Below are 24,738 nucleotides of genomic sequence, written 5' to 3'. Positions count from 1 at the left end.
ATGCAAGGATGGATAGTAATTCCAGTCTCTTTAGCCTACTTGGGTGTGTTATTTCTGATCGCTTGGTATGGAGACAGGCAGGTTCGTTGGCTATCGCGTTGGCGCCCGTGGATCTATAGCCTCTCAATTGCGGTGTATTGTACTTCGTGGACATTCTATGGAACGGTCGGGCAGGCCAGCAATAACCCTTGGTCCTTTTTACCCATTTATCTCGCGCCTATTTTGGTATTTACACTTGGGTGGCGGATCTTAGCGCGGCTGATACTCATTGCGAAACGTGAACATATCACCTCAATTGCTGACTTTATTGCGGCTCGTTATGGCAAATCTCAAGGGCTAGCGGTTGCCGTGACCATCATTGCTGTGGTCGGTATTCTTCCTTATATCGCATTACAACTTCGCGGTATTACCATGGGGTTAGATATTGTTGCCCCAAATCTGGCGGCTGATTTCGGCTATCAAGATTATCACGTGTCTTGGTTTGTGGTTGGTGCTTTGGCTATTTTTACGATGCTGTTTGGTACTCGGCACATCGATAACACAGAGCATCACCGTGGCATGATGATGGCGGTGGCATTTGAATCCATTGTTAAGCTCGCGGCTTTTTTAATTGTCGGTCTGTTTATTATTTATCTGGCGATGAGTAGCGATAAAATCGACCTACTTGATGTTGCAGCCTCCACCTATAAATCACCTAACATTCCGACCTTAATCATTCATACCGTTTTAACCATGCTGGCGATTGTTTGCTTACCTCGTCAGTTCCATACCATGGTTGTTGAGAACGAGCGCCCACAGGATTTACATACCGCTCGTTGGTTATTCCCGGTTTACCTAATCTTGATGGGGCTGTTTGTTCTGCCCATTGCTTGGGCGGGTCAGGGGTTACTCACCAACATGCCTGCCGATACTTATGTCATCAGTGTACCAATGGCTGAAGGAGCGAATCACATTGCCTTGTTAGCCTTTCTTGGCGGTACTTCAGCGGCCAGTGGTATGGTGATTGTTTCGACTATTGCACTAGCGATTATGGTGTCGAACGACTTAGTGATGCCATTGCTGCTGCGCCGGATGCGTTTGACTCAAAGAACCCATAAGCATTTTTCTGGCCTGTTATTGGTGATTCGTCGTGGGTTAATTCTACTGCTTTTACTTGGCGCTTGGGTGTTCTATCAGGCGCTAGATACGATCCATTCTTTGTCGGCGATCGGTTTTCTCTCCTTTGCTGCTATCGCGCAATTTGCACCGGCATTATTAGGTGGTTTGTATTGGCGTCCAGGTAATCGCAAAGGTGTCTATGTCGGTTTGTTAGTCGGGTCAGTCGTTTGGCTTATTACCTTGATGAGCCAAACCAGCATGTTGGCAGGTGATAGCGAAAGCAACCTATTGTTATGGATAATCACGCCACCCGAATTGCTCAGTAGCTGGGATATCAGTAGCTCAAACTGGGGTATTGTATTGAGTATTACGCTCAATACTTTGTGTTATACCGTGGTGTCAATGACGACCAGACCAAGCCTAAGTGAGCGCTTACAATCAGCGGCATTTGTTGGCACTCCGCTGCCTGAAAATGAAAATATAAGCCTCTATCAGAGCCGTGTCACGGTAGCTGAATTGGAGATGTTGGCGTCTCGTTTTGTCGGTCGTAAACGGGCAAAAAGTGCCTTACACAGTTACTGGCAACAACATGGTCAACCGCTACTTCCGAATCAACAAGCGCCTGCAAGTTTGATTCGACATGCAGAACGCGTGCTTGCGGGTGTGTTTGGTGCCTCTTCAGCTAAGTTAGTACTTACTTCTGCTTTACAAGGCAGAAATATGCAGCTTGAAGAAGTGGCTACCATCGTTGATGAAGCCTCTGAGCTATATGATTTTAGTCGTGGCTTACTGCAAGGTGCAATCGAGCATATTGGCCAAGGTATTGCGGTGGTAGATAAACAGATGAGGCTGGTGGCATGGAATCAGCGCTATTTAGAATTGTTTGAATTTCCTGCGGGGTTGATTCAAGTCGGTCGACCAATCGCTGATGTCATTCGTCATAATGCTGAACAAGGTTTGTGTGGTCCGGGTGACCCAGAAGATCACGTTCGACGTCGTGTTTATCACCTTGAGCAAGGCACTCGACATACATCTTCTCGTATTCGTCCTGATGGTCGAGTCATTGAAGTTCAAGGTAACCCGATGCCAAGTGGTGGCTTCGTCATGAGTTTTACTGACATCACGGTATTTAGACAAGCCGAGCAAGCGCTGAAAGATGCCAATGAAAGTTTAGAATCAAGAGTCCATGAACGAACCCAAGAGCTCGAAAAACTTAACCATCGCTTAGTAAAAGCAACGCAAATATCTGATCAAGAATCACAATCTAAGAGTCGTTTTTTAGCAGCGGTTAGCCATGATTTAATGCAACCACTGAATGCTGCTCGTTTGTTTGCTTCTTCACTCTCTGAAGTGGCAAAGGAACAAGAGGTGAAGCAGCTTTCATCCCATATCGAAAGTGCACTTGGTGCTGCTGAGGACTTGATTGGTGATTTATTAGATATCTCTCGATTGGAGTCGGGAAAGTTAGAAACCAATGTTCATGCGATTGCCGTGCATGATGTTCTTATCCATTTGAATGCTGAATTTAGTGCTTTGGCGACACAACAAAAAATCCAGTTCAAGATGATCCCTTCATCTCTGTTTATTCATTCTGACCCCAAATTGTTAAGGCGTGTTATTCAGAACTTTTTGACCAATGCTTTTCGTTACAACCCGGAAGGGAAAGTAGTACTGGGTGCGAGACGAGTTAACGGCCAGGTGCGAATTGATGTGTGGGATAACGGAACGGGTATCGACGAAGATAAGCAGCAAGAGATCTTTGAAGAGTTTACTCGTGGTAGCCAAGTTCGTGCCGATCAAGGCTTGGGGTTAGGGCTCGCGATTTCTAAAGGCATCGCTCATGTTTTAGGTCACCAAATATCAATGCGATCATGGCCAGGGCAAGGCAGTGTTTTTTCTATCACCTTGGCTAGAGCCGAACAGGTTGCTCCAATTGTACAAGTTTCAGCGCCAATGGCGACCAGCGACATCGAACACCTGAAAATATTGTGTGTCGATAATGAGCGCGAGATTTTGGTCGGGATGGAGAACTTGATTGGTCGCTGGGGCTGTGAGGTTAAGACGGCCGTCGACTTAGTCGAAAGCTTGAAGTGTCTCGATGATGATTGGCATCCGGATGTAATTTTCTCTGATTATCGCCTCGATAATGGCCGAACGGGGCTGGAAGTTTTGCAACAGTGTCGTTTACGTCTTGGCGACTCTTTTGAAGGTGTCATCATCAGTGCTGATAGAACCGATGACATGTTGGCTGCGATAAAGGCTAACAGCTTCAGCTTTATTGCTAAGCCAGTGAAACCGCTAAAACTCAGAGCAGTCTTAAATCGGGTGAGTTAATTAGGAATAATAAGCTCTAATTCCTAATTAATGAACGGATGTAAAAAGGCCTCGGATGAGGCCTTTTTTGTTTCAGTAAGGCTCGTTAATACCTATTTATTTGCTAATTTAATAATTTGCTAACGAGCTAGCCCGCAATGCCGCCCTGCGTCAGTGTGCTTGGATCAAGCAGCTTGCTGAGTTCTTCTCGGCTTAGGTCTGTTTCTCGCTCTGCAACATCGAGGATCGGTAAACCTTCTTTATAGGCCTTCTTGGCAATATCTGCCGCTTTTAGGTAACCAATCACAGGGTTTAGCGCTGTGACTAAAATCGGATTCTTTGACAGTGCCAAATCGAGATTGTCTTGGCGTACAGCGAAGGAAACGATGGCTTTGTCTGCCAAGGCGACAGAACTATTTGCTAACAATTCAATACTTTCTAACACGTTATGAGCAATCACCGGCAACATCACATTCAGTTGGAAGTTACCAGATTGCCCAGCCAGCGTAATGGTGGTGTCATTTCCTATCACTTGCGCTGCAGCCATTGCTGCGGCTTCTGGAATCACTGGGTTTACTTTTCCAGGCATGATAGACGACCCTGGCTGTAGCGCCTGTAATTCAATCTCACCTAAGCCCGCCAACGGCCCGGAGTTCATCCAGCGAAGATCGTTTGAGATCTTCATGATCGCAACTGCTGCAGTTTTAAGCTGGCCAGACAATGCGACGATCGCATCTTGGCTGCTGAGGTTAAAAAAGAAGTTTTCACTCGAGGTAAAACTGATCTTTGTCGATTGAGAAAGGTTACTCGCAAATTTATCGGCAAAGCGCGGGTCAGCATTGATCCCTGTTCCTACCGCTGTGCCACCTTGAGCAAGTGCCTTGGTTGCTGGCAAACTGCTTTCAATGGCTTGCTTGGCATGCTCAATCTGAAACTTCCAACCACCTAGCTCTTGAGCAAAGGTAATTGGCATCGCATCCATTAGGTGAGTGCGGCCTGTCTTCACTACCTCAGCAAGCTCCTGTTGCTTGATAGTGAGAGCTTCAGCAAGGTGAGTTAGTGCTGGCAACAACTTGTTTTCTGCCATCAAAGCAACGCTCACTTGAATGGCGGTTGGTACCACATCGTTGCTGCTTTGGCCCATGTTGACGTGGTCATTCGGGTTCACGTCACCTTGTAAACTTCTTGAAGCGAGCGTTGCAATCACTTCATTGGCATTCATATTGGAGCTAGTGCCAGAGCCGGTTTGGTAGACATCGATTGGGAATTGATCGAGGTATTTACCATCAATGATCTCTTGGCTTGCTTCGGAAATCGCGTTGGCAATATCACCTTCCAATAAACCTAACTGAGCGTTGGTGTCAGCGGCGGCCTGCTTAATGAATGCTAGTGCTTGAATGAAGCTAGTTGGCATTTTGTGTGAACTAAAAGCAAAGTTATCTGCTGCACGCTGAGTTTGTGCTTGGTATAGCGCATCGGCAGGGACTTTCACTTCTCCCATGCTGTCTTTCTCAATTCGATATTGTAGGGTCATCTTCTATCCTTGTTAGCCAAGTGGGGCTTGGACTTGTTGTAGTGTTTGGCTGAGATTCAAAAAACGCGCTTGGCCTTGAGGTAGCTGGCAGTAGTGGCGTTTCAGATAAAATAGCGGTGAGTGAATAGAGTCTAGGCAGATATGACGAAAGGCGAAACTGCGCTCAGGAGACTCAATCGCTTCAATTAAATGGAAGAAAACTTGGCGCAGGTAAAGCTCGCACAACAAGATGTTTTCTTGGGCGGCGTGTTTTTCATAGTAAGCAGAAAGCGTGAGTGCACACTCTATATACTCTCTAATCACAAAAGGCTCATGGCCTTGTACTTGTTCTAATGAAGCAAAGCGATCCTGTGCTTTGTAAAATCTCGAATAGAGACTTTGCTGTTCTTTCATCATAATCTGCATCTCTTTATTGGATGTTAATGATAATTATTATCAAATGAGATTTTAAAAACAACCCTTTGTTTATCTTTCTATAAAATGAAAAGAAAAAGCCGATACATGAATGCATCGGCTTTCTTGGAGTCAGTACCTAATCCCTACAATGTAAGCACTGATTCATTTTCTAAGTACTTCTTATCCTAGTCACTAAGTCGCGAGCTTCTTAGTGGTCGTGAGCTTCACCAGCACCTTTAGGATAACGGATAGACTCAACCATCTCTTGTACATCTTCAGGAACTTCAGCGGTCACTTTGTTCACTGCAATTGATACTACAAAGTTTAGACACATACCTAGCGTACCGATGCCTTCTGGGCTGATACCAAACCACCAGTTTTCCGGTGTGCTTGCTGCTGGGTTAATGAACTTGAAGTAGATGATGTAGCTTGCTGTGAAGGCAATACCTGACAACATACCTGCAATAGCGCCTTCCTTGTTCATCTTCTTGTAGAAGATACCTAGGATGATGGCAGGGAAGAAGGATGCTGCGGCTAGGCCGAAGGCAAACGCGACTACCTGTGCTACGAAGCCTGGTGGATTAATACCTAAGTAACCCGCGCCGACAATGGCGACCATAGCGGCTAAACGAGCGGCTAATAGCTCCTGCTTGTCGGTCATGTTTGGTCTGAAGCCTTTCTTCAATAAGTCATGTGAAATCGACGTTGAGATGACCAATAGTAGACCCGCGGCTGTTGATAGTGCGGCTGCTAGGCCACCAGCTGCAAGTAGTGCGACAACCCAGTTTGGTAGTTTTGCTAGCTCTGGAGAAGCCAGTACGATGATGTCACGGTTAATCTTCATCTCGTTACGTTCATCGCCCGAGTAGAACATTTTGCCATCGCCGTTCTTATCTTCCCAACCTACAAGGCCAGTGCTTTCCCAGTTTTTGTACCAGCTTGGTGCGTCTGCTGCTGCGACACCTTGCATGTCTGGGCCGTTAATGGTTTCGATCATGTTTACACGAGCGAATGCTGCAACGCCAGGTGCTGTTGTGTATAGCAATGAGATGAACAGTAGTGCCCAACCCGCTGAAATACGAGCATCACGTACTCTTGGCACAGTGAAGAAACGAATGATTACGTGTGGAAGACCTGCTGTACCTACCATTAGAGCCGCACAGATGAAGAATACATCTACCATGCTCTTGTTACCTTCGGTATAGGCGGTAAACCCGAGCTCTTCGGTTAGACCATCCAGTTTATCAAGTAGGTAAACGTCGGTGCCAGAGAGAGTTGAACCCATACCAACCTGTGGAAGCGGGTTACCTGTCATCATGATCGAAGTAAAAATAGCTGGAACAAGGAAGGCGAAAATGAGGACACAGAATTGAGCTACCTGCGTATAAGTGATGCCTTTCATGCCACCAAGTACTGCGTAGAAGAACACAATACCCATACCGATGATGATGCCGAGGTTAATGTCGACTTCTAGGAAACGTGAGAATACAACACCAACCCCACGCATTTGACCAGCAACGTATGTGAATGATACGAAGATTGCACAGAATACCGCTACCATACGTGCCGTTTTCGAGTAGTAACGTTCGCCGATGAAATCAGGAACCGTAAACTGACCGAATTTACGTAGATAAGGTGCTAAACATAGTGCAAGCAGTACGTAACCACCTGTCCAACCCATTAGGTAAACTGCACCGTCGTAACCAACAAATGAGATGATACCTGCCATTGAGATGAATGATGCTGCCGACATCCAGTCAGCCGCTGTCGCCATACCATTGGCTACTGGGTGTACACCGCCGCCGGCTACGTAGAACTCACTGGTTGACCCTGCACGAGCCCAGATTGCGATGCCGATATATACTGCAAAAGTAATACCGACGAGAATAAACGTCCAAGTTTGAATATCCATGTTCTAGCCTCTAGTCTTCCTGTACGTTGTATTTTTTGTCGAGCGCATTCATGCGAACAACGTAAATAAATATCAGCGCCACGAAGGTGTATATCGAACCTTGCTGAGCGAACCAAAAGCCTAGCTTGAACCCGCCAAACTGAACGGTATTGAGGGCATCCACAAATAAGATGCCAGCGCCGTAAGACACTGCAAACCAAACCGCGAGCAGTGTTCCCATAATTCCCAAGTTTTCCTTCCAGTAGGCTTGAGCATGTTCCGTAGATTCGAACGCCATTGCCTTCTCCTTTATTCCGTTTTCGTAGAAACCGTTTTTGTAAAATAGCCGTGTTAACGTAATGTTACGATTTAGAATGTAGCAAGGATAAGTCAAGGGATCTGTGCAACTTTAGTCTGGACGGTATTGAGACTAAAGTGCTGAAATATGGGGGCTAGAAGGCATAACCATAGAAAAGTGTGATGTTGCAATGTTGTTAAATTAGCCAAAGGTCTAACAAAATAGAGCGAATTAGAGTGCGAGTCATAAAATTTAACAACTAAATCACCGATAAATGGTATTTAGTCCTGCATATGACACGAAGCGAAACATAAGTTTGTTATAGTATCTAAGGCACTTTCACCGACCGTGCTCTGCTAAACGGCAGAAGATCAACAGGCTTAAAGCTCGGGTTTATTATTTGGGGGAACGAATTGGACGCAATAACTATCAACCACTTATTCTTAACTGGTGCTGTACTCATCGCCATCAGTGTACTCTTCTCGCAAGTGTCCTCTCGATTGGGCGTACCTATTCTTTTGATCTTCCTTTTCGTTGGCATGTTAGCCGGTGAAGATGGTCCCGGTGGCATCAATTTTGATGATTACTCTCTGACATACTTAGTGAGTAACTTGGCTCTTGCCGTGATCTTGCTAGATGGCGGTATGCGAACTAAGGTGGCGAGTTTCAAGGTTGCTTTTTGGCCATCGCTCTCCCTAGCAACGATAGGCGTGGCATGTACTGCAACCTTAACGGGCTTAATGGCCGCATGGCTGTTTGAGCTGTCACTGATGCAGGGGATTTTGGTTGGGGCCATTGTAGGCTCAACCGATGCTGCGGCGGTATTCTCTTTACTTAAAGGGCAAAGTCTCAATGAGCGTGTAGGCTCAACCCTAGAGATTGAATCGGGTACCAACGATCCAATGGCCGTCTTCCTTACGGTAACCCTAATCGCGCTGTTAGGTAACCCCGAAGCTGAAATGGGAATGAATTTCCTACTGAAAAGTTTCGCAATGCAGTTTGGTATCGGCACCCTTGTAGGTATCGGTGGCGGCTGGGTTTTATGGAGCCTAATCAATCGAGTTAAGTTGGCTGATGGTCTCTACTCTATTTTGGTGCTGAGTGGTGGCGTAGCGCTGTTTGCGTTCTCCAACATGCTTGGCGGCAGCGGTATTTTATCTATTTACTTAGTGGGCTTGTTCATCGGAAATCGTCCGACTCGCTCTCGACACTCTATTCTCAATGTTCTTGATGGCATGACGTGGCTTAGCCAAATCGTGATGTTCTTAGTGTTAGGTTTGTTGGTGACACCATCGACACTAATGGACATTGCTATACCGGCGCTTGCGCTTGCTTTCGGTATGATTTTGTTTGCTCGTCCAATCTCTGTTTGGCTCGGTTTATTGCCGTTTCGACGTTTTACCACCAAAGAGCGCTGGTTTGTTTCTTGGGTGGGTTTACGCGGTGCAGTGCCGATCATCTTGGCGGTTTTCCCGATGATGGCAGGCCTGCAAAATGCTCAGTTGTATTTCAATATTGCCTTCTTCGTGGTTATGGTTTCGCTGATTGTTCAGGGCGGCAGCTTAATGAAAGTCGCTAGACTCGCGAAAGTGACCTTACCGCCAACGCCGACACCGATTTCTCGTACCGGCATTGAGATCTACCCTACCAGTGAGTGGGAGATGTTTGTCTATAAGTTGAAAGAGGACAAGTGGTGTATTGGCGAACCGCTTAAACGCTTGTCTATGCCTGAAGGGACGCGAATTACCGCGTTATTTAGAAAAGATGCTTTGCTCCACCCATCGGGCAGTACCGTGTTAGAGGCGAATGATATCTTATGTGTACTTGGGCAAGATAAAGACCTAGATAGCTTAAGCGAACTGTTCAGTGAGGCTCCTTTGGCTGAAGATACCGCTCGATTCTTTGGCGACTTCTTCTTAGATGTTGGGCTATCGGTCGCTGCCGTCAGTGATTGTTATGGTATAGAGTTGGGTTCCGAGCAGGAGCGAGAAATGACGCTAAAACAATTGGTTGTTCAAGAGCTTGGTGCACACCCTGTATTGGGCGATAACTTCAAGTGGAATGGCATTAATTGGGTGGTGGCAGAGATAAATGATTATAAAGTCGTCAAGTTGGGTTTATGTTTGCCCAAGACGACTTTAGGAAAGGATATTGACGAAGTTTAATTGTGGACTTCTTGTAGCAAGATAACTGCTTGAGTTCGGTTTTTCACATCCAATTTACGGAAGATGGCTGTCATATGTGCTTTGATGGTCGCTTCCGAAACATTTAGTTCATACGCGATTTGCTTGTTAAGTAAGCCGTCAGAAAGCATCCCCAATACTTTGTATTGCTGAGGTGTCAGTGTGGAAATCTTTTCTGCAAGGTCGGTGCAGGCAGCATTATTGGTGATCAGTCCTTCAGGGAAGAACGGGTCGCCATTGAGCACTTGATTGAGTGCACTCACTAATTCGCGCATATCACTCGATTTTGGAATAAAGCCAAAAGCACCATGACTCTTCACTTGGCTGACGACGCTCGCTTCTTCACTGGCTGAAATCACGACTATAGGTAAGTCGGGGTATTCTGCGCGCAGTTGAATCAAGCCTGACATCCCATTCGCACCGGGCATTTTAAGGTCGAGAAGCAACAGATCGGGTTCATCTTCTTTTTTTAGTAGAGTCAGTAAGGCATCGAGAGAATCAGCCTCAAGCAGGTTCGCACCACTGATCGCCATATGAACTGACTGAAATAGGGCGTTGCGAAAAAGAGGGTGGTCATCAGCAATGATGATGGTATAGGTCGAGTCCATGACGTTCATACTTTTAACAATTTAGTTAATATTTATTATCATCCTGATTGAGTATGTGGACAATATTTATGCATTAAAAGTCTGAACCATATCGACTTTTATTGCCAGAACAGGAATCCGTTGCTTTCATTAACAAAAAAGCCGAGCAACCATCCCACTTAGGGATAAGTTTACTCGGCTTTCAGGTTTACTTTATATAACTGAATAGCTTAGAAGTGGTCAGTTATTGCTTTCGTTACTGCTTTAGCAAGGTTATAGCTGGTGGTCTTGCATGTGTTTTAAGAATACATCTGCAGGCATAAAGCCAGTGACACGAGCATTTGGAACATGGTTACCCTCGCCATCCCAGAACTCTATAGTTGGCAAACCGAGCACTTGTAATTGTTTAAGCAGTTCAATGTCTTGAGGCATGTTTCTCGTCACGTCAGCCTGAAGCAGGACGAAATCAGAAAGCTTGTTTTCAACATCAGCTTGGTGGAAGGTGTGCTTCTCAAACTCTTTACATGCCACACACCAATCGGCGTAGAAATCGAGCATCACTGGCTTTCCGAGTTTCTTGGCTTCGATGAGCTGGATTTCTAACTCTTCAACCGTGTTGACGCGTGCAAATTGGATTTGTTGTTCAACCACAACGCTCTTTTCTGCGAACCAGTAATTCAATGCTGGTTGCGCTGAAGCGAACAGGCCGAGCATCGCGATGATGCCCACTGCGCTCTGTTTCCAGTCGCCGAATGGCAGTGCATTCTTGCTGTGGTAAAGCCAACCAAAGGCGATGAAGCCAAGGCCAGACCAAAGCACGGTTGCCCACAACTCAGGGATAATACGCTCTAGTAGGAAGATAGGTGCAGCCAGCAAGATAAAGCCAAATACTACCTTCACCTTGTCCATCCAGCTACCCGCTTTCGGCAGCAGCTTATTACCAAACACCGCAACCAAGATCAGTGGGATACCCATACCCATCGCTAAGGCATACAGAGCAATCGCACCCGTTAATAGGTCACCACTTTGGGCGACATACAGCAGCGCACCTGACAATGGAGCCGTGGTACAAGGTGAACACACCAAGCCAGAGATAGCACCCATCGCGAACACGCCCAAGGTATTACCACCTTGTTGCTTGTTACTTTGGTTGTTGAGCCAGGTTTGGATGCTGCTTGGCAGTTGCAGGTTATAAACGCCAAACATCGACATCGCTAAAGCCACGAACAGAACGCTTAGCGCGATTAGCACATAGGGGTGTTGCATGGCAGCTTGGAACTGCATACCCGCAGAGGCAACCACTAGACCTAATAAGGTGTAGGTTAACGCCATACCTTGCACATAGATGAAGGACAGCATCAGCGCACGGCCTTGGCTGAGCTTGCCACCACCTAATACGATACCCGTTAGAATTGGGTACATCGGCAGAACACACGGTGTAAAGGCTAAGCCAACACCAAGTGCTAAGAATAATAATGGCGTCCACCAACTGTCACCGAGCTTATCGGCTAGGCTCGCTTCTTTTGAAACGGGTGCGCTTGATTGTGGAGTGGTGTTATTGGCAACGTCTGCTTTTGGAGAAGCCTGTTGCATTGAAGCATCGGCCTCATTGTTAACAGCCGATGACTCTTGCGACACGGCATTGGCTTGAGAGTCGCTTGAACCTGAAGCCGTAAATGGCTCAATGTCGATGATTCGAGTTTCGGGTGGATAGCAGAAACCCGCATCCGCACAGCCTTGATACTTAACGACCAGCTTTGAGCCATCTTGGTAACTCTGTAGAGGAACTTGCACGAATAACGGCTGAGTATAAATGCTCACCTCACCGAAGAATTCATCTTGGTGTGGTTGGCCATCTTCCATTTCAACATTGCCGATAGCGAGATTCTGGCCAGTGAACGATAGGCTGTGTTGATAGAGGTAGTAGCCCTCTTTTACTTGCCAGTCTAGAAGGACCTTACCGTCTTGCTGGTAGTAATTGAAAGGGAAAGCCTGGTCTACAGGGACAAAACCGTTGTTATTGCCTCCGAAGCTTGGCTCGGCGTTGTTGTTTCCAAAAAGCGCCCACGCAGGCTGGGTGTACAGGGAAACACAAACAAAAAGTAATGTGGCAAGTCGTCGCATACTATTTAGTCATCAAAATGGAGTTGAAGGTATCTTAACTCAATCAGACCGTAATAGTTTGTGATTAGTTTCATCGACCAGCAAATATCCGCTAGGGCGGGTGAGCCACTTTTTTAGGCTGTCGAGAGAGGGTTAGCTGCGCAACTGCAGTAACAGCCCTTGCCAATAAGACATTTAGGCAACACCTAAGCGTGCTCTTACTACTTGTTCACAAGCATCAATGTTCATCGTGTCTTTCGGGATAATTAGCACGGTGTCATTGCCGCCAACCGTACCGATAATCTCGGTATGTGGGTCGATATCGACTAATCTTGCGACCAACTGTGCGCAGCCAGGGTTTGTTTTTACGATCACCATCGCTTGGTTGTGAGTAATTAATTCGATTTGTGATGAGATTGAGGCATCGACACGCACAGGCGCGCTTTCAACCGTGATGCAGTAAACCTTTTTACCACAGGCATTCTGAATTTTGACAACGCCAAGCTGTGACAAAATGCGAGAGACGGTCGATTGGCTGATACCTGTATAGCCAATGTCGACCAGTTTCTCGCGCAGTTGGTTCTGGGTCGAGAAGCTTTGTTGTTGTAGTAAGCGTTTGCACGCGGCAGTCAGTGTTTTATCTTCAGCTGAATACAAGCAACCGTGCTCAGTGATTTCGTTCATGAACAACTCCTTAAGGTCAAACTGTGGATATCGCTTGTCCATAGCGCTGAGCGCACTCCCAAAGCCGTAGAGTACGATGATTAATTAGGCTTACCGATGAATCCCGAAGTAGAGAAGGAAGGGTATGCGAGATGTATGATCATCTATACATTGAGTCTACCACTAAAGAATAGTTATCTTTTTGAAGGTGATCACCAAACAAAATTCTGGTTAATTGCTTTTTTTGTGGGGTTTTATTCTTTGACTAAATGGATATTTATTCCGTGTTGGGAATAAATATCCATAAACTTTAAATGGTTTTTGTTGCGGAGGTAGTAGCGCTAAGGGTTAGCGAATTTCACTCATGATCTCGCGAGAGAATACTTTTTCACAATAGTGACATTTTAGCTGTACGTTTTCGTGTTTTAGCTGCACTTTAAAGCTACTTTCGACAGGTTCACCGTGTGAAATACAGTTGCTATTTGGGCAGGCGAACACACTGTTGATTTGTTCTGGCAGAACAAGTGTGAGCTTGTTGACCACTTTGTACTCTTCAATCTGATTCACAGTCGCTTGTGGAGCGTACAGAGCCAATTGATTGGCTTGTTCCTTGGTCAGAAAGATGTTCTCAATCTTGATTAGGTCTTTGTTGCCGAGCGCTGATGATGGCAGGTTTAACCCCATGGTGATGCGTTGCTCTGTTTTATGCAGCTTGAACAGTTTGAGAATTTTAATCCCAAGATGAGCAGGGATGTGGTCAATCACGCTGCCGTTACGGATCGCTTCTACTTGTAGCTGAGTTTGTTTAACCATGACTGTATCTCCTGCTTATAAAGTGTCGTTTAGAACTAGGGCTAATAAAGCTTCACGTGCATACACACCGTTTTCAGCTTGTTCGAAGTAGTAAGCGTGTGGCGTTTTATCAACGTCAGTGGTGATTTCGTCGACGCGTGGCAGTGGGTGAAGTACCTTCATGTTTTGACGAGCGTCTTTCAATGTATCGGCGGTTAGGATGTAAGCTGACTTCATGTGTGCGTATTCCGATGCATCAAAGCGCTCTTTCTGTACGCGAGTCATGTACAGGACATCCAGTTCAGGCACCACCTCTTCAATGCTGCTGTGGGTGCTGTATTGGATACCCATCTCTTCTAATTCTTCACAGATATAATCTGGCATCGCTAACACTTCTGGCGCGATAAAGAAGAAACGCACGTTATTGAATTTTGATAGTGCTTGCGTCAATGAGTGCACAGTTCGGCCATATTTTAGGTCGCCGACGAACGCCACATTGAGGTTATCAAGCGTACCTTGTGTTTCGTAAATCGAGAACAGATCCAACAAGGTTTGAGTTGGGTGCTGGTTGGCACCGTCGCCGCCATTCACCACCGGAACACCGTTTGAAAATTCTGAGGCCAAACGTGCTGCGCCTTCTTGTGGGTGACGCATCACAAAGGCATCGACATAAGATGAAATAACCTGCACCGAATCGGCAAGCGTTTCACCTTTCTTCGCTAGTGAGGTGTTGCCGCCATTATCAAAACCGATGACGGTGCCGCCAAGGCGCTGAACCGCGGTTTCGAATGAGAGGCGAGTTCGAGTTGAAGGCTCAAAGAAGCAGCTCGCAACGACTTTATTTTTCAGCAACTCAGGGTTTGGCTCTGCCTTGAGCCTTGCTGCGGTGTCGACGATAAGCTCCAGTTCATTACGAGTGAGCTCAGGTATGGAGATGATGTGCTTGTTAAATAACGAATGCGCCATAACGGGTCTTCCTTCTATGCATACAGTCAAATTGCGGACAAAAAAAAGCCCCCTAAAAATAGGAGGCTTCGAAACGATCAATAGAGCAAAATAAAAATGACACCACCGCCACTCTTTGGCGTGTAGTTTGACAATAATGTGCGACAGAATTTCGGTTCATTTTTTGCTCTCTTAAGACAAATTGCGGAGGATTATACTCAGATAAAAACGCCATGCAATACTTTCTGTAAAGTATTCATTTAATGGATTTTTATGCGAAATGATGTCCGTTTTTAACTTCTATTTAAGCCTTTGTTGAAACAGAAAAACTTGTGTTTTTTGGGGTGATAACTTCTTCAGTCGAATGAAAAAAAATGCGGGCTTTATCCAAGGGTTAAATCCCAAGTATGCCACCCGCATTTCCCTGCTATTACACTTAACTTGTTAATGTCTTGCGAACAAGTGAGTGCTTAACTATTTAGATTATTAGTTATCTAGATTCTTAGTTGTTCAGCTTATTAACTACCTAATGTCGCAACCATTACTGCTTTGATGGTGTGCATGCGGTTTTCAGCTTCATCGAACACGATAGAGTATTCAGACTCAACCACTTCATCTGTTACTTCAACGCCGTCTTTTAGTTGTGGGTATTCAGCAGCAAGCTGTTTGCCTACTGTTGTGTCTTCGCCGTGGAAAGCGGGTAGGCAGTGCATGAATTTTACATGTGGGTTGCCGGTCGCTTTGATCATGTCCATGTTGACTTGGTAAGGCATCATTAGGTTAATACGCTCAGCCCATGCTTCTTTTGCTTCACCCATGGATACCCAAACGTCGGTGTATAGGAAGTCACAACCTTGCACGCCTTCTTGAACATCTTCAGTCAGTGTGATTTTGCCGCCAGTGTGCTCTGCAATTTCACGACATTGAGCCAATAGCTCTTCTTGTGGCCAGAATTGTTTTGGAGCAACAAGGCGAATGTCCATGCCCATTTTCGCCGCGCCAACCATCAGAGAGTTGCCCATGTTGTTGCGAGCATCACCTAGGTAAGCAAAGCTGATTTCATGCAGTTGTTTACCACGGCCGTATTCCGTCATGGTTAGGAAGTCAGCCAGGATTTGTGTTGGGTGGAATTCGTCAGTCAGACCATTCCATACAGGAACGCCAGCGTAAGCGCCTAGTTCTTCAACGATTTCTTGACCGAAGCCGCGGTATTCGATGCCATCGTACATACGACCTAGAACGCGAGCGGTGTCTTTCATTGATTCTTTGTGGCCAATTTGAGAGCCAGATGGGCCTAAGTAAGAAACTCGAGCACCTTGGTCGAATGCAGCAACTTCAAATGCACAGCGAGTACGAGTTGAGGTTTTCTCAAAGATAAGCGCAATGTTTTTGCCAGTCAGTGTTGGCTGTTCGTAACCGTTGTACTTCGCTTTTTTTAGCTCCATAGAAAGATCTAACAAGTGTTGAATTTCGCGTGGAGTGAAATCTAGTAGTTTTAGGAAGTTACGATTGCGTAGGTTAAAAGCCATGATGTATTCCTTCTTAGATTTAGGCGCTTTCCTGTTACAGGGAAAGAAAATTCAAGAAAGCGCGATTCAATTTTTAGTTAAATTTGTTCGGTTCGGTTTGTTTCGTTTAATCTGTTTTCGCAAGCTTTAAAAGCTCTCAAGGTTTAAGGTTCTCAAGATGATAAAGCTCGCTAGTACGTTAACCTTTGGTGATATTGGTGCCCGCTTGGCCTTGCAGAATTTGCAAGCCATCTTCGAGTGCACCGATACCTACAACTTTGCCGCCTTGCTGAATGAATTCGCACGATGCTTCAATTTTTGGCCCCATAGAGCCTGCGTCAAATGTGAATTTCGCCAATTCGCTTGGTGTGGTGCTGCGCAGTGCGTGTTGAGTTGGTTTGCCCCAGTCAAGGTATACAGCGTCAGCATCAGTCAGAATAAGCAGTGCATCTGCATCCAATTGTTTTGCTAAGAAAGCCGCTGACATGTCTTTGTCGATAACCGCTTCAACACCCACTAATTTGCCATTTTCTTTTTTCACTGGGATGCCACCACCGCCAGTACAAATCACGAGATGACCTGCATCGATAAGTTGGGTGATCGCGTCGTGTTCAACAATCCCGGTAGGGCGTGGGCTTGGTACTACGCGACGGAAATGTTGGCCGTCGGGTTTTACGATCCAGTGGAATTTCTCTGCCAATTCACGCGCTTCTGCTTCTTTGTAGATCGGGCCAATCGGTTTGGTTGGATCCGCAAATGCAGGATCGTTTGGATCGACTGTCATTTGCGTCAACATGCATGAGATGTTGCGGTTGGGAAGATAGTTCTTGAACTCTTGCATCAGCATGTAGCCGATCATGCCTTGAGTCTCACTGCCCAATACATCCAGCGGGTACGGATTTACTTTCTTGTACTCCAAGCCTTGCAGAGCAAGTAAACCAACTTGTGGGCCATTACCGTGCACTAACACCACGTTGTACACTTTTGCGATTTCAGAGATGGTTTTAACCGCGGTTTCAATATTACGGCGTTGAACATCGGCTTCTAACGGCTCACCGCGACGAAGTAGGGCATTACCGCCGAGTGCAACAACAACAGTTTGCTTAGTCATAATTGTGTTCTCTCATTTTGGCCAAGCTGAGGTGATTTAAGATTCATTCAACCTGGCCGTTTCGTCTTAGTGATTAAATACCATCACGCTCAATTGGGCAGCTCATGCAGCGTGCGCCACCGCGACCGCGACCAAGTTCGTCTCCTGGAATCGGAAGAACCGTGATGCCTGCTTTGTCGTATTTTTCGTTGGTGTATGTGTTGCCTTCGTAGCCAATAACGACGCCAGGTTTAACCGTTAGAACGTTGTTTGCATCGTTCCACTGTTCACGTTCTGCATGGAAGTTGTCGCCACCCGTTGTGATTAGGTTTAGCTTGTCTACGCCAAGTGCTTTTTCGATAGCCGTTACGAAGTAGCCTTCTTCTTTCACTTTCACAGCGCCTGACTCATCACCAGTTAGGTTCCAGCACTGCACATCCTTACTCACCACTTCAGGGTAAACAGAGAACGTATCTTCGTTCATGTGCGTCATAACGGTGTCTAAGTGCATGCAAGAGCGGTGTTTTGGTAGCTGCATTGCGATAACTTGTTTCGCTTGACCGTGTTTGAATAGGTTCGATGCTAAGTGCTCAACACCTTGTGCTGTTGTACGCTCAGACATACCGATAAGCACCGTGCCACGACCGATAACAAGAACGTCACCACCTTCAATTGTTGAGTTGTCGTAGTTGATGTTTTCTTCATCGCCAAAGTATTTAATGAAGTCTTGACCTGCGAATGTTGGATGCCAGCGATAAATAGCACGAACGTGGTTGGTTTCACGTTGACGAGCGGGTTTCGCCATTGGGTTGATAGATACGCCACCGTATACCCAGCAAGATGTGTCGCGAGTAAATAGGTGGTTTGGTAAAGGCTCGATTATGAAGTCGGTTGGTGCGTGCATGCCTTGCATCATTGAAGATGATTTCATTGGCATCTCAGCGTAAGACAAACCGCCCGTTAAGATTTTTGCTAACTCTAGGGTTGGTAAATCGCCCAAGTAGCAGCGCACATCATTGGCGAATGTTTTACCCAAACGGTAATCAGATACTTGGCAGTTTAGTAGCCAATCTTTCGCTTCTGGCACGGCTAGCGTGTCTGCTAGCAGGTCTGTAAGAAGAAGAACCTCTACACCTTGATCACGTAGCGTTTGAGTAAATGCGTCATGCTCTTTACCCGCACGCTCAACAGCCAATACGTCATCAAACAGCAAATCGTGACAGTTAGAGGGTGTTAGGTGAGTCAGTGCGCGTCTTGGGCGGTGAACTAGAACGCGGCGTAATTGACCTATTTCAGAACCTACATAGAACTTACTCATGATCGTCTCTCTCTTATATATTTGAATTACTTTTATCGCTAAGAGTAATTATTTATTTTCAGTTGAGAAGAATGAATTATTTATTCATGTCTCTTGTCTGGAATTAATATTACGCCTGCTAGTCAGGTATTCTTAGAGATCTATCACAAATCGTTTTTTATCCCGCAGCCCTTTAAAATCAAGGGTTTTAACAAACTTTATGCACTTTCAACTATTGCCAACCTTTTCTAAATAGTTAACTCCTTGGGAATATTATGCATGCTTTTTTAACTCAACTTACTAGAATCTAATTTATGAGGGATTATATGCAGAATAGTTTTATTGATAAGAATGTACTTAGATTGGAAGTATGCAGTGTTTCTATTTATATATTTAATTTTGGATGTGAAATTAATTAAATTTTAACAAAATAAATTAGAATAAAGCTGTTGTGGTCACATTTTAAAATCGTCTGTTTAAGTGTGTTTTTTGATAAAAAAGAGCGTTAATCCTCGTCTGTTTATTAGACTGTAAATTACTTTAAATATAATTAGCTCTAATAAGTGACTAACTATCTGGATAAATATCATGGCTGCTAATTGAGTGTTATTTCATCAAGCTAATTTGATGTCTATAAGTAGGGTGTTTCTTTAGTGATGAGTACTTTTGGTTACGCTGAGCCTTAGTAGGAGCAGGAGGTGTCTTGAATGTCGCGTGTATGGCTTTGAGGACCTATTTTAGCAGCAGAGGGTCACATTGGGAGAGGGATTAATAAAAAAGCCGCTATGGGAAGCGGCTTTGGATGAGAACAGAGTGAAGCGTTTTGAGTTAGATCAGAGCACCAATACTCAGTACCACAATACAAAATACCATTAAGATGCCGACTAATGGCATCACCCATTTAACCCAGCGTACATATGGAACGCGAGCAATCGCTAAGCCACCCATCACAACCGCAGAGGTTGGGGTGATTAGGTTTACCAAGCCTGATGCGGATTGGTAAGCGGTAATCACTAGGTCTCGACCTACACCTGCAAAGTCAGCCAGTGGTGCCATGATTGGCATGGTGAGTACCGCTAAGCCAGAGGTCGATGGCACTAAGAATGACAATAGAATTTCTAAGAAGAACATCACGTTAATAAAGATAACTGAAGAAAGCCCGGTAACCATTTGTTCTGCAGAGAATAGAATTGTATCGGTGATCATACCGCGGTCCATTACGACCACGATACCACGTGCAATACCTATGATAAGCGCAACACCCAGTAGATCACGGGCACCGTCAATGAAGCTCGTGGTAAACTCTTCTTCGCTCATGCGAGCCACAATACCAACGATAATAGTTGCAGCTAGGAACATCGCTGAGATTTCAGCCATCCACCATCCAGCAACGGATACGCCGTAAATCATCACAGCGAACGAGCCACCAAAAATAGTCAGAATCAGTTTACGAGTCATGGTGAATTCAAGTTTTTCGCCGCTCGCATTACCTAAGAAGTGCGCTTTGTTCTCTTCGTATTTGTCGAACACAATGGATTTCGAAGGATCTGCTTGAACCATTCTGGCGTAGCGCATGACGTAAGCGACACAAATAACCCAACCAATAATCAACATGGCAATACGCAGCACGATACCGTCAGTAAATGGGATACCAGAGGCGTTGGCAGCGATCACGGTTGCGAATGGGTTAATGGTGGAACCTAGCACCCCAATCCCTGCGCCAAGCAGTACGGTCGCAGCGGCGACAAGCGGGTCAAAACGCGCCGCCATCATTACAGGCACTAGCAATGTATAGAATGGCAGTGATTCTTCCGCCATGCCGTAAACGGTACCGCCAGCAGCAAACAATGCCATCAGTATCGGTATCATCAACTCTTCTCGCCCTTCTAGGCGGGCGGTGACGCGTTCGATACCGGCATCAATGGCGCCAGTTTTGGTTACTAGCCCTAAGAAGCCACCAATGATTAAGATGAACAGTGAAACGTCGATTGCTGCAGCTTCATAGCTATTGTGGTCGTAGAAACCGTCAATAGGCGCGAGTAGTACGTCAATCACACCTTGAGGATTACCTTCTACTGCTTGATAGGTGCCGGTTACCGGTACTTCTCGACCTAACTCTTCATTCATTGCTCGGTCGTATTGGCCTGCTGGAACAACCCAGGTAAGCAAGGCTACGAATGCAATTAGAATAAATAGAATGGTGTAGGCAGAAGGGAATTTAAAGTTGGCAAAGAAGCCACCCTTTTTTGTTTCGCTTGGTATCGTCTGAGTCGTCATAGCTATCTCCTTACACCATCTTAAATAGAATTGATGTGAATTAGCGAATAATGATTTATAGATTGTAAACACAGTGACATTTATAAAGTATTCAAAGATATAAAATTATTGCCATTATTAAGCAGTTAACTATATAAAACTTTCGAATTTAAACTAAAAATGTTTATATATTTACATGTCCGAATGAATATAGATTCAATTTAACTACGGTTATTTTATGCCTTAAGTAAGCATTTAAGTTTGGTGCTGTTCACAAAAATAGTGGCCAATAAGATGGCTTGAAAATGGCATAAAAACAGCAAGGTTTTTTGGTTAGTTAGCTTGGATTAATATTCGATGTGGATTAGGTGGAAGCGAGGGGGGATTGATTTGGTAAGTGTTGTTATTAGTTGGGTTGAATAATCTTGGAATTTTATTCAAATTTTATTTTTGGGCGGATTTTAAAGTTTATAATAGTTATTTGATGTGTATCAAATAACACATTGAGTAGAAAACAAAAAAGGAAGCCGAAGCTTCCTTTTAAAGTTTTAATCATCAGCGAATGTTAGATAAACAGACCGCCGAATGCGAAGCCGAGTGCTACCGCAGTACTGATTGTTGCCACACCAGGAATGAAGAATGGGTGGTTAAATACATACTTACCAATACGCGTTGAACCTGTGTCATCCATCTCAACTGCTGCCAGTAGCGTTGGGTAAGTTGGAAGTACGAACAACGCACTTACTGCAGCAAAAGAAGCGACAGCTGTTAATGGTGCCACGCCAATCGCCAGAGCGGCAGGCATCAGTGCAACCGTTGTTGCACCTTGAGAATAAAGCAGCATAGAAGCGAAGAACAGAACAAGCGCTAGCATCCACGGGTAGTCAGCCAATAGAGCGCCTGCTACGTCTTTGATCTCAGCAACGTGTGCGTTTACAAACGTTGAACCTAACCAGGCCACACCCAGTACACATACACATGCTGTCATACCTGAGCGGAATGTTGGTGCAGAAGAAATCTTCGCAGCATCAATTTTAGTGAACATAACAATTGCCGCTGCTGCTGCCAGCATCACAGACATGATCGCTTCGTTACGGCCTAGAGCTGGGTTTTCAATTAGGCCGACAGAGCTAGAGATAGCCGCTGCGTAGCAAACCACAAAACCAATCGCTGCTAGAAAGATGTAAGTCGCTCTCTTTGCCGTTGGTAGAATTTCGCGTTTCTCTTCAGTTGCTAGCTTGATTAGACCTTTCTCAAGACGCTCTTGGTAAACTGGATCGTCTTTCAGTTCGCTACCCATGTAGTTAGCAACAACCGCACCAACCATACAAGCGATGAAGGTTGTTGGGATACAAACCATGAGTAGCGTTAGGTAATCAACACCAAATGGTGCAAGCATCGCAGCGAAAGCCACAACTGCTGCCGAAATTGGCGAAGCTGTGATAGCAATTTGAGATGCCACAACTGCAATAGAAAGAGGACGAGAAGGACGAACACCTTGGCCCTTCGCTACTTCAGCGATAACAGGCAGTGTAGAGAATGCTGTGTGACCTGTACCTGCCATTAATGTCATTACAAAAGTAACGATAGGCGCATAGAAGGTAATGCGTTCAGGATGTTTACGTAAAAAGTTTTCTGCAATTTGTACTAACCAATCCATACCACCGGCAACTTGCATCGCAGCAATTGCAGTGATTACCGACATGATGATCAAGATGACATCGATCGGAATGAAAGATTGGCTTGTTGGAACACCAAGAATAAGTGAAAGGGCAATAACACCAGCACCACCGGCAAAACCGATACCGATACCGCCAATTCTAGCCCCCAAAAAGATAAAGAGTAGGACGACAAATAGTTCTACTGCAATCATAAGTAACACCTCATTTTAGATTTTATTATGTGAACATTCACCGATGGAATGTTCACATAATAGTTCTATTGTTTAGATTCTATTGAGCAAAAGTGCAACCAACATAAGCCCACAAAATAAACGTGGTTAACCGTATTGGAGCCTAAAAAAGGGCTCCGTTTGGAGCCCTATTTGCTAGATTTACTCGTAGCGTTTTGCTTTATACTGAGGATGCATCAAATTTTCAACAGAGAAAATGTCATCAAGTTCTTCTTCGGTTAATAAACCACGCTCTAGAACCACGTCACGAACGCTCTTACCTGTCTCAGCACAGATCTTACCAACGATGTCACCTTCGTGGTGGCCAATGTATGGGTTTAGGTAAGTCACGATACCGATAGAGTTAAATACGTGAGATTCACACACTTCTTTGTTGACCGTAATGCCGTCTACACACTTGTCGCGTAGGTTCACACATGCATTAGTTAGAATGTCTAGAGACTCAAACATGCTTTGTGCAATAACGGGTTCCATTACGTTCAGTTGAAGTTGACCGCCTTCTGCAGCGAAAGAAACCGTGTTGTCGTTACCTAGAACTTTAAAGCAAACTTGGTTCACTACTTCAGGTACAACTGGGTTTACTTTAGCAGGCATGATTGAAGAACCCGCTTGCAGTTCCGGTAGGTTTAGCTCGTTGAAACCAGTGCGTGGACCTGAAGAAAGCAGACGCAAATCGTTACAAATTTTAGACAGCTTAACCGCTAAGCGTTTAAGTGCGCCGTGCGTCATTACGTAGGCACCACAGTCAGATGTTGCTTCGATTAGGTCTTCCGCAGGAACACATTCTAGGCCAGTTACTTCAGCTAGGTGTTTAACTGCTAGACCTTGGTAACCCGGTGCTGCGTTCAGACCAGTACCGATAGCTGTTGCGCCTAGGTTAACTTCAAGCAGTAGTTTTGAAGTATATTCTAGGTTTTTGATTTCTTCATTGATGGTTACCGCCCAAGCGTGGAACTCTTGGCCAACCGTCATTGGAACTGCATCCTGAAGTTGAGTACGACCCATTTTCAGGATGGTGTTGAATTCTTGGCTCTTAAGTTCGAATGCACCTTTTAGGTATTCAATCGCATCGATCAGTTTCAGTACGCTGTTGTAAACAGAGATACGGAAGCCCGTTGGGTAGGCGCAGTTTGTCGATTGGCTGCGGTTTACATGGTCATTTGGGTTGATGAACTCGTATTGACCTTTTTCTTTGCCCATAAGTTCAAGTGCCACGTTCGCAACCACTTCGTTTGCGTTCATGTTTACAGAAGTACCTGCACCACCTTGGAATACATCCGATGGGAATTGATCCATACACTTGCCAGTATCTAGAATTAGGTCACAAGCTTGAATGATGTATTTAGCCACTTCGCTTGGAATTACACCTAACTCTTTGTTTGCTAAAGCCGCAGCTTTTTTAGTCATCACCATACCGCGAACGAATTCAGGTACATCTGAGATCGTTACATTTGAGATGTTGAAGTTTTCAACTGCGCGTAGGGTGTGGATGCCGTAGTAAGCATCAGCTGGAACATGACGTTGACCTAAAAGATCTTCTTCGAGACGAGTAGCTTGAGGAGCATCAACTTGAGCTTCTGATAGAGTAGCCATAACAGGATCCTTAGAGAATTATTCTGATTATATAGTTAGTTATTAGCCTATTCTGTGTGCAAATACTCCGTTCGCTAGAATATTGGGCTGATAAATCCGTCCTGACTTATGTGGCACATGATACTGTACTTAGCGCATAAAAATAGTAAGTTGATCACCTTTTTCGTTTTTGTTTCGTCAATATTTAGCAAACTTATTCCGGGTCAATAAACACGCTTATTTACAGGATAAATTTGAGATTGGTAGGGCTTTCAGCGTAAACTGGATGTAACAAAGGAG

The 24,738-nt window shown here is 45.1% G+C and carries 17 protein-coding genes; 2 read left to right on the top strand and 15 right to left on the bottom strand.

The genetic code is table 11. From position 1 onward, the window contains the following. Entirely contained in the window at positions 1–3,432 is a 3,432-nt protein-coding gene (locus tag L8S15_RS11280) for a PAS domain-containing hybrid sensor histidine kinase/response regulator (RefSeq protein WP_241786417.1), read from the top strand. 127 nt (positions 3,433–3,559) lie between these two features. On the opposite strand, the gene L8S15_RS11275 is transcribed toward L8S15_RS11280, so the two are convergent. The 4 genes from L8S15_RS11275 to L8S15_RS11260 form a co-directional block, all read right to left on the bottom strand. Beyond that, positions 3,560–4,945 carry a class II fumarate hydratase gene (locus L8S15_RS11275; protein ID WP_010435457.1) on the bottom strand — a complete coding sequence of 462 codons (1,386 nt, stop codon included), beginning with the start codon at positions 4,943–4,945 and terminating at the stop codon, positions 3,560–3,562. A 12-nt stretch (positions 4,946–4,957) separates the two neighbouring features. After that, complete coding sequence (locus L8S15_RS11270; RefSeq protein ID WP_010435452.1) at positions 4,958–5,341, bottom strand: hypothetical protein; 384 nt, start codon at positions 5,339–5,341, stop codon at positions 4,958–4,960. Positions 5,342–5,549: 208 nt separating this feature from the next. Continuing rightward, positions 5,550–7,253: a sodium:solute symporter family protein gene (locus L8S15_RS11265; RefSeq protein WP_016783690.1), complete on the bottom strand. Its 1,704-nt coding sequence runs from the start codon at positions 7,251–7,253 to the stop codon at positions 5,550–5,552. Positions 7,254–7,263: 10 nt separating this feature from the next. After that, entirely contained in the window at positions 7,264–7,530 is a 267-nt protein-coding gene (locus tag L8S15_RS11260; protein ID WP_010435433.1) for a DUF4212 domain-containing protein, read from the bottom strand. Positions 7,531–7,943: 413 nt separating this feature from the next. Between L8S15_RS11260 and L8S15_RS11255 the strand changes: the two genes are divergently transcribed. Further along, entirely contained in the window at positions 7,944–9,695 is a 1,752-nt protein-coding gene (locus L8S15_RS11255; protein WP_010435432.1) for a potassium/proton antiporter, read from the top strand. On the opposite strand, the gene L8S15_RS11250 is transcribed toward L8S15_RS11255, so the two are convergent. From L8S15_RS11250 to aspA, 11 genes are all read right to left on the bottom strand, one after another. Further along, the gene (locus L8S15_RS11250; protein ID WP_016767965.1) at positions 9,692–10,321 is read right to left on the bottom strand and encodes a response regulator transcription factor; all 630 of its coding nucleotides are present in this window, start codon (positions 10,319–10,321) and stop codon (positions 9,692–9,694) included. The two genes, L8S15_RS11255 and L8S15_RS11250, sit on opposite strands and share 4 nt — an antisense overlap. Positions 10,322–10,573: 252 nt before the next feature. Next, positions 10,574–12,424 carry a protein-disulfide reductase DsbD gene (locus L8S15_RS11245; RefSeq protein WP_280573075.1) on the bottom strand — a complete coding sequence of 617 codons (1,851 nt, stop codon included), beginning with the start codon at positions 12,422–12,424 and terminating at the stop codon, positions 10,574–10,576. Positions 12,425–12,598: 174 nt separating this feature from the next. Further along, a complete protein-coding gene (locus L8S15_RS11240; protein ID WP_010435410.1) occupies positions 12,599–13,087 on the bottom strand; it encodes an arginine repressor in 489 nt (162 codons plus the stop codon). 327 nt (positions 13,088–13,414) lie between these two features. Next, positions 13,415–13,879 carry an aspartate carbamoyltransferase regulatory subunit gene (gene pyrI / locus L8S15_RS11235; RefSeq protein WP_004729721.1) on the bottom strand — a complete coding sequence of 155 codons (465 nt, stop codon included), beginning with the start codon at positions 13,877–13,879 and terminating at the stop codon, positions 13,415–13,417. A 15-nt stretch (positions 13,880–13,894) separates the two neighbouring features. Next, entirely contained in the window at positions 13,895–14,824 is a 930-nt protein-coding gene (gene pyrB / locus L8S15_RS11230) for an aspartate carbamoyltransferase (RefSeq protein WP_010435407.1), read from the bottom strand. 497 nt (positions 14,825–15,321) lie between these two features. Then, positions 15,322–16,332, bottom strand: a complete 1,011-nt coding sequence (locus tag L8S15_RS11225) for an ornithine carbamoyltransferase (RefSeq protein WP_004729719.1) — start codon at positions 16,330–16,332, stop codon at positions 15,322–15,324. A 178-nt stretch (positions 16,333–16,510) separates the two neighbouring features. After that, positions 16,511–17,422 carry a carbamate kinase gene (gene arcC / locus L8S15_RS11220; RefSeq protein ID WP_010435403.1) on the bottom strand — a complete coding sequence of 304 codons (912 nt, stop codon included), beginning with the start codon at positions 17,420–17,422 and terminating at the stop codon, positions 16,511–16,513. A 73-nt stretch (positions 17,423–17,495) separates the two neighbouring features. Continuing rightward, positions 17,496–18,719 (bottom strand): arginine deiminase, encoded by a 1,224-nt coding sequence (arcA, locus tag L8S15_RS11215; RefSeq protein WP_010435401.1) that lies wholly within the window; start codon positions 18,717–18,719, stop codon positions 17,496–17,498. Between the two features lie 807 nt (positions 18,720–19,526). Beyond that, on the bottom strand, positions 19,527–20,975 hold the full coding sequence (locus L8S15_RS11210) for a YfcC family protein (protein WP_016767971.1): 1,449 nt from the start codon (positions 20,973–20,975) through the stop codon (positions 19,527–19,529). Positions 20,976–21,519: 544 nt separating this feature from the next. Beyond that, complete coding sequence (locus L8S15_RS11205; RefSeq protein ID WP_016767972.1) at positions 21,520–22,827, bottom strand: anaerobic C4-dicarboxylate transporter; 1,308 nt, start codon at positions 22,825–22,827, stop codon at positions 21,520–21,522. Positions 22,828–23,007: 180 nt separating this feature from the next. Further along, a complete protein-coding gene (aspA, locus tag L8S15_RS11200; RefSeq protein WP_010435392.1) occupies positions 23,008–24,459 on the bottom strand; it encodes an aspartate ammonia-lyase in 1,452 nt (483 codons plus the stop codon). Positions 24,460–24,738 lie beyond the last annotated feature (279 nt).

This window comes from Vibrio sp. S/42/10, from assembly GCF_029890535.1.
In the GTDB taxonomy this organism is placed as follows: domain Bacteria; phylum Pseudomonadota; class Gammaproteobacteria; order Enterobacterales; family Vibrionaceae; genus Vibrio; species Vibrio cyclitrophicus.
Note: the sequence above shows the minus strand (reverse complement) of the source record. Positions and strands in the feature narration are given on the sequence as shown.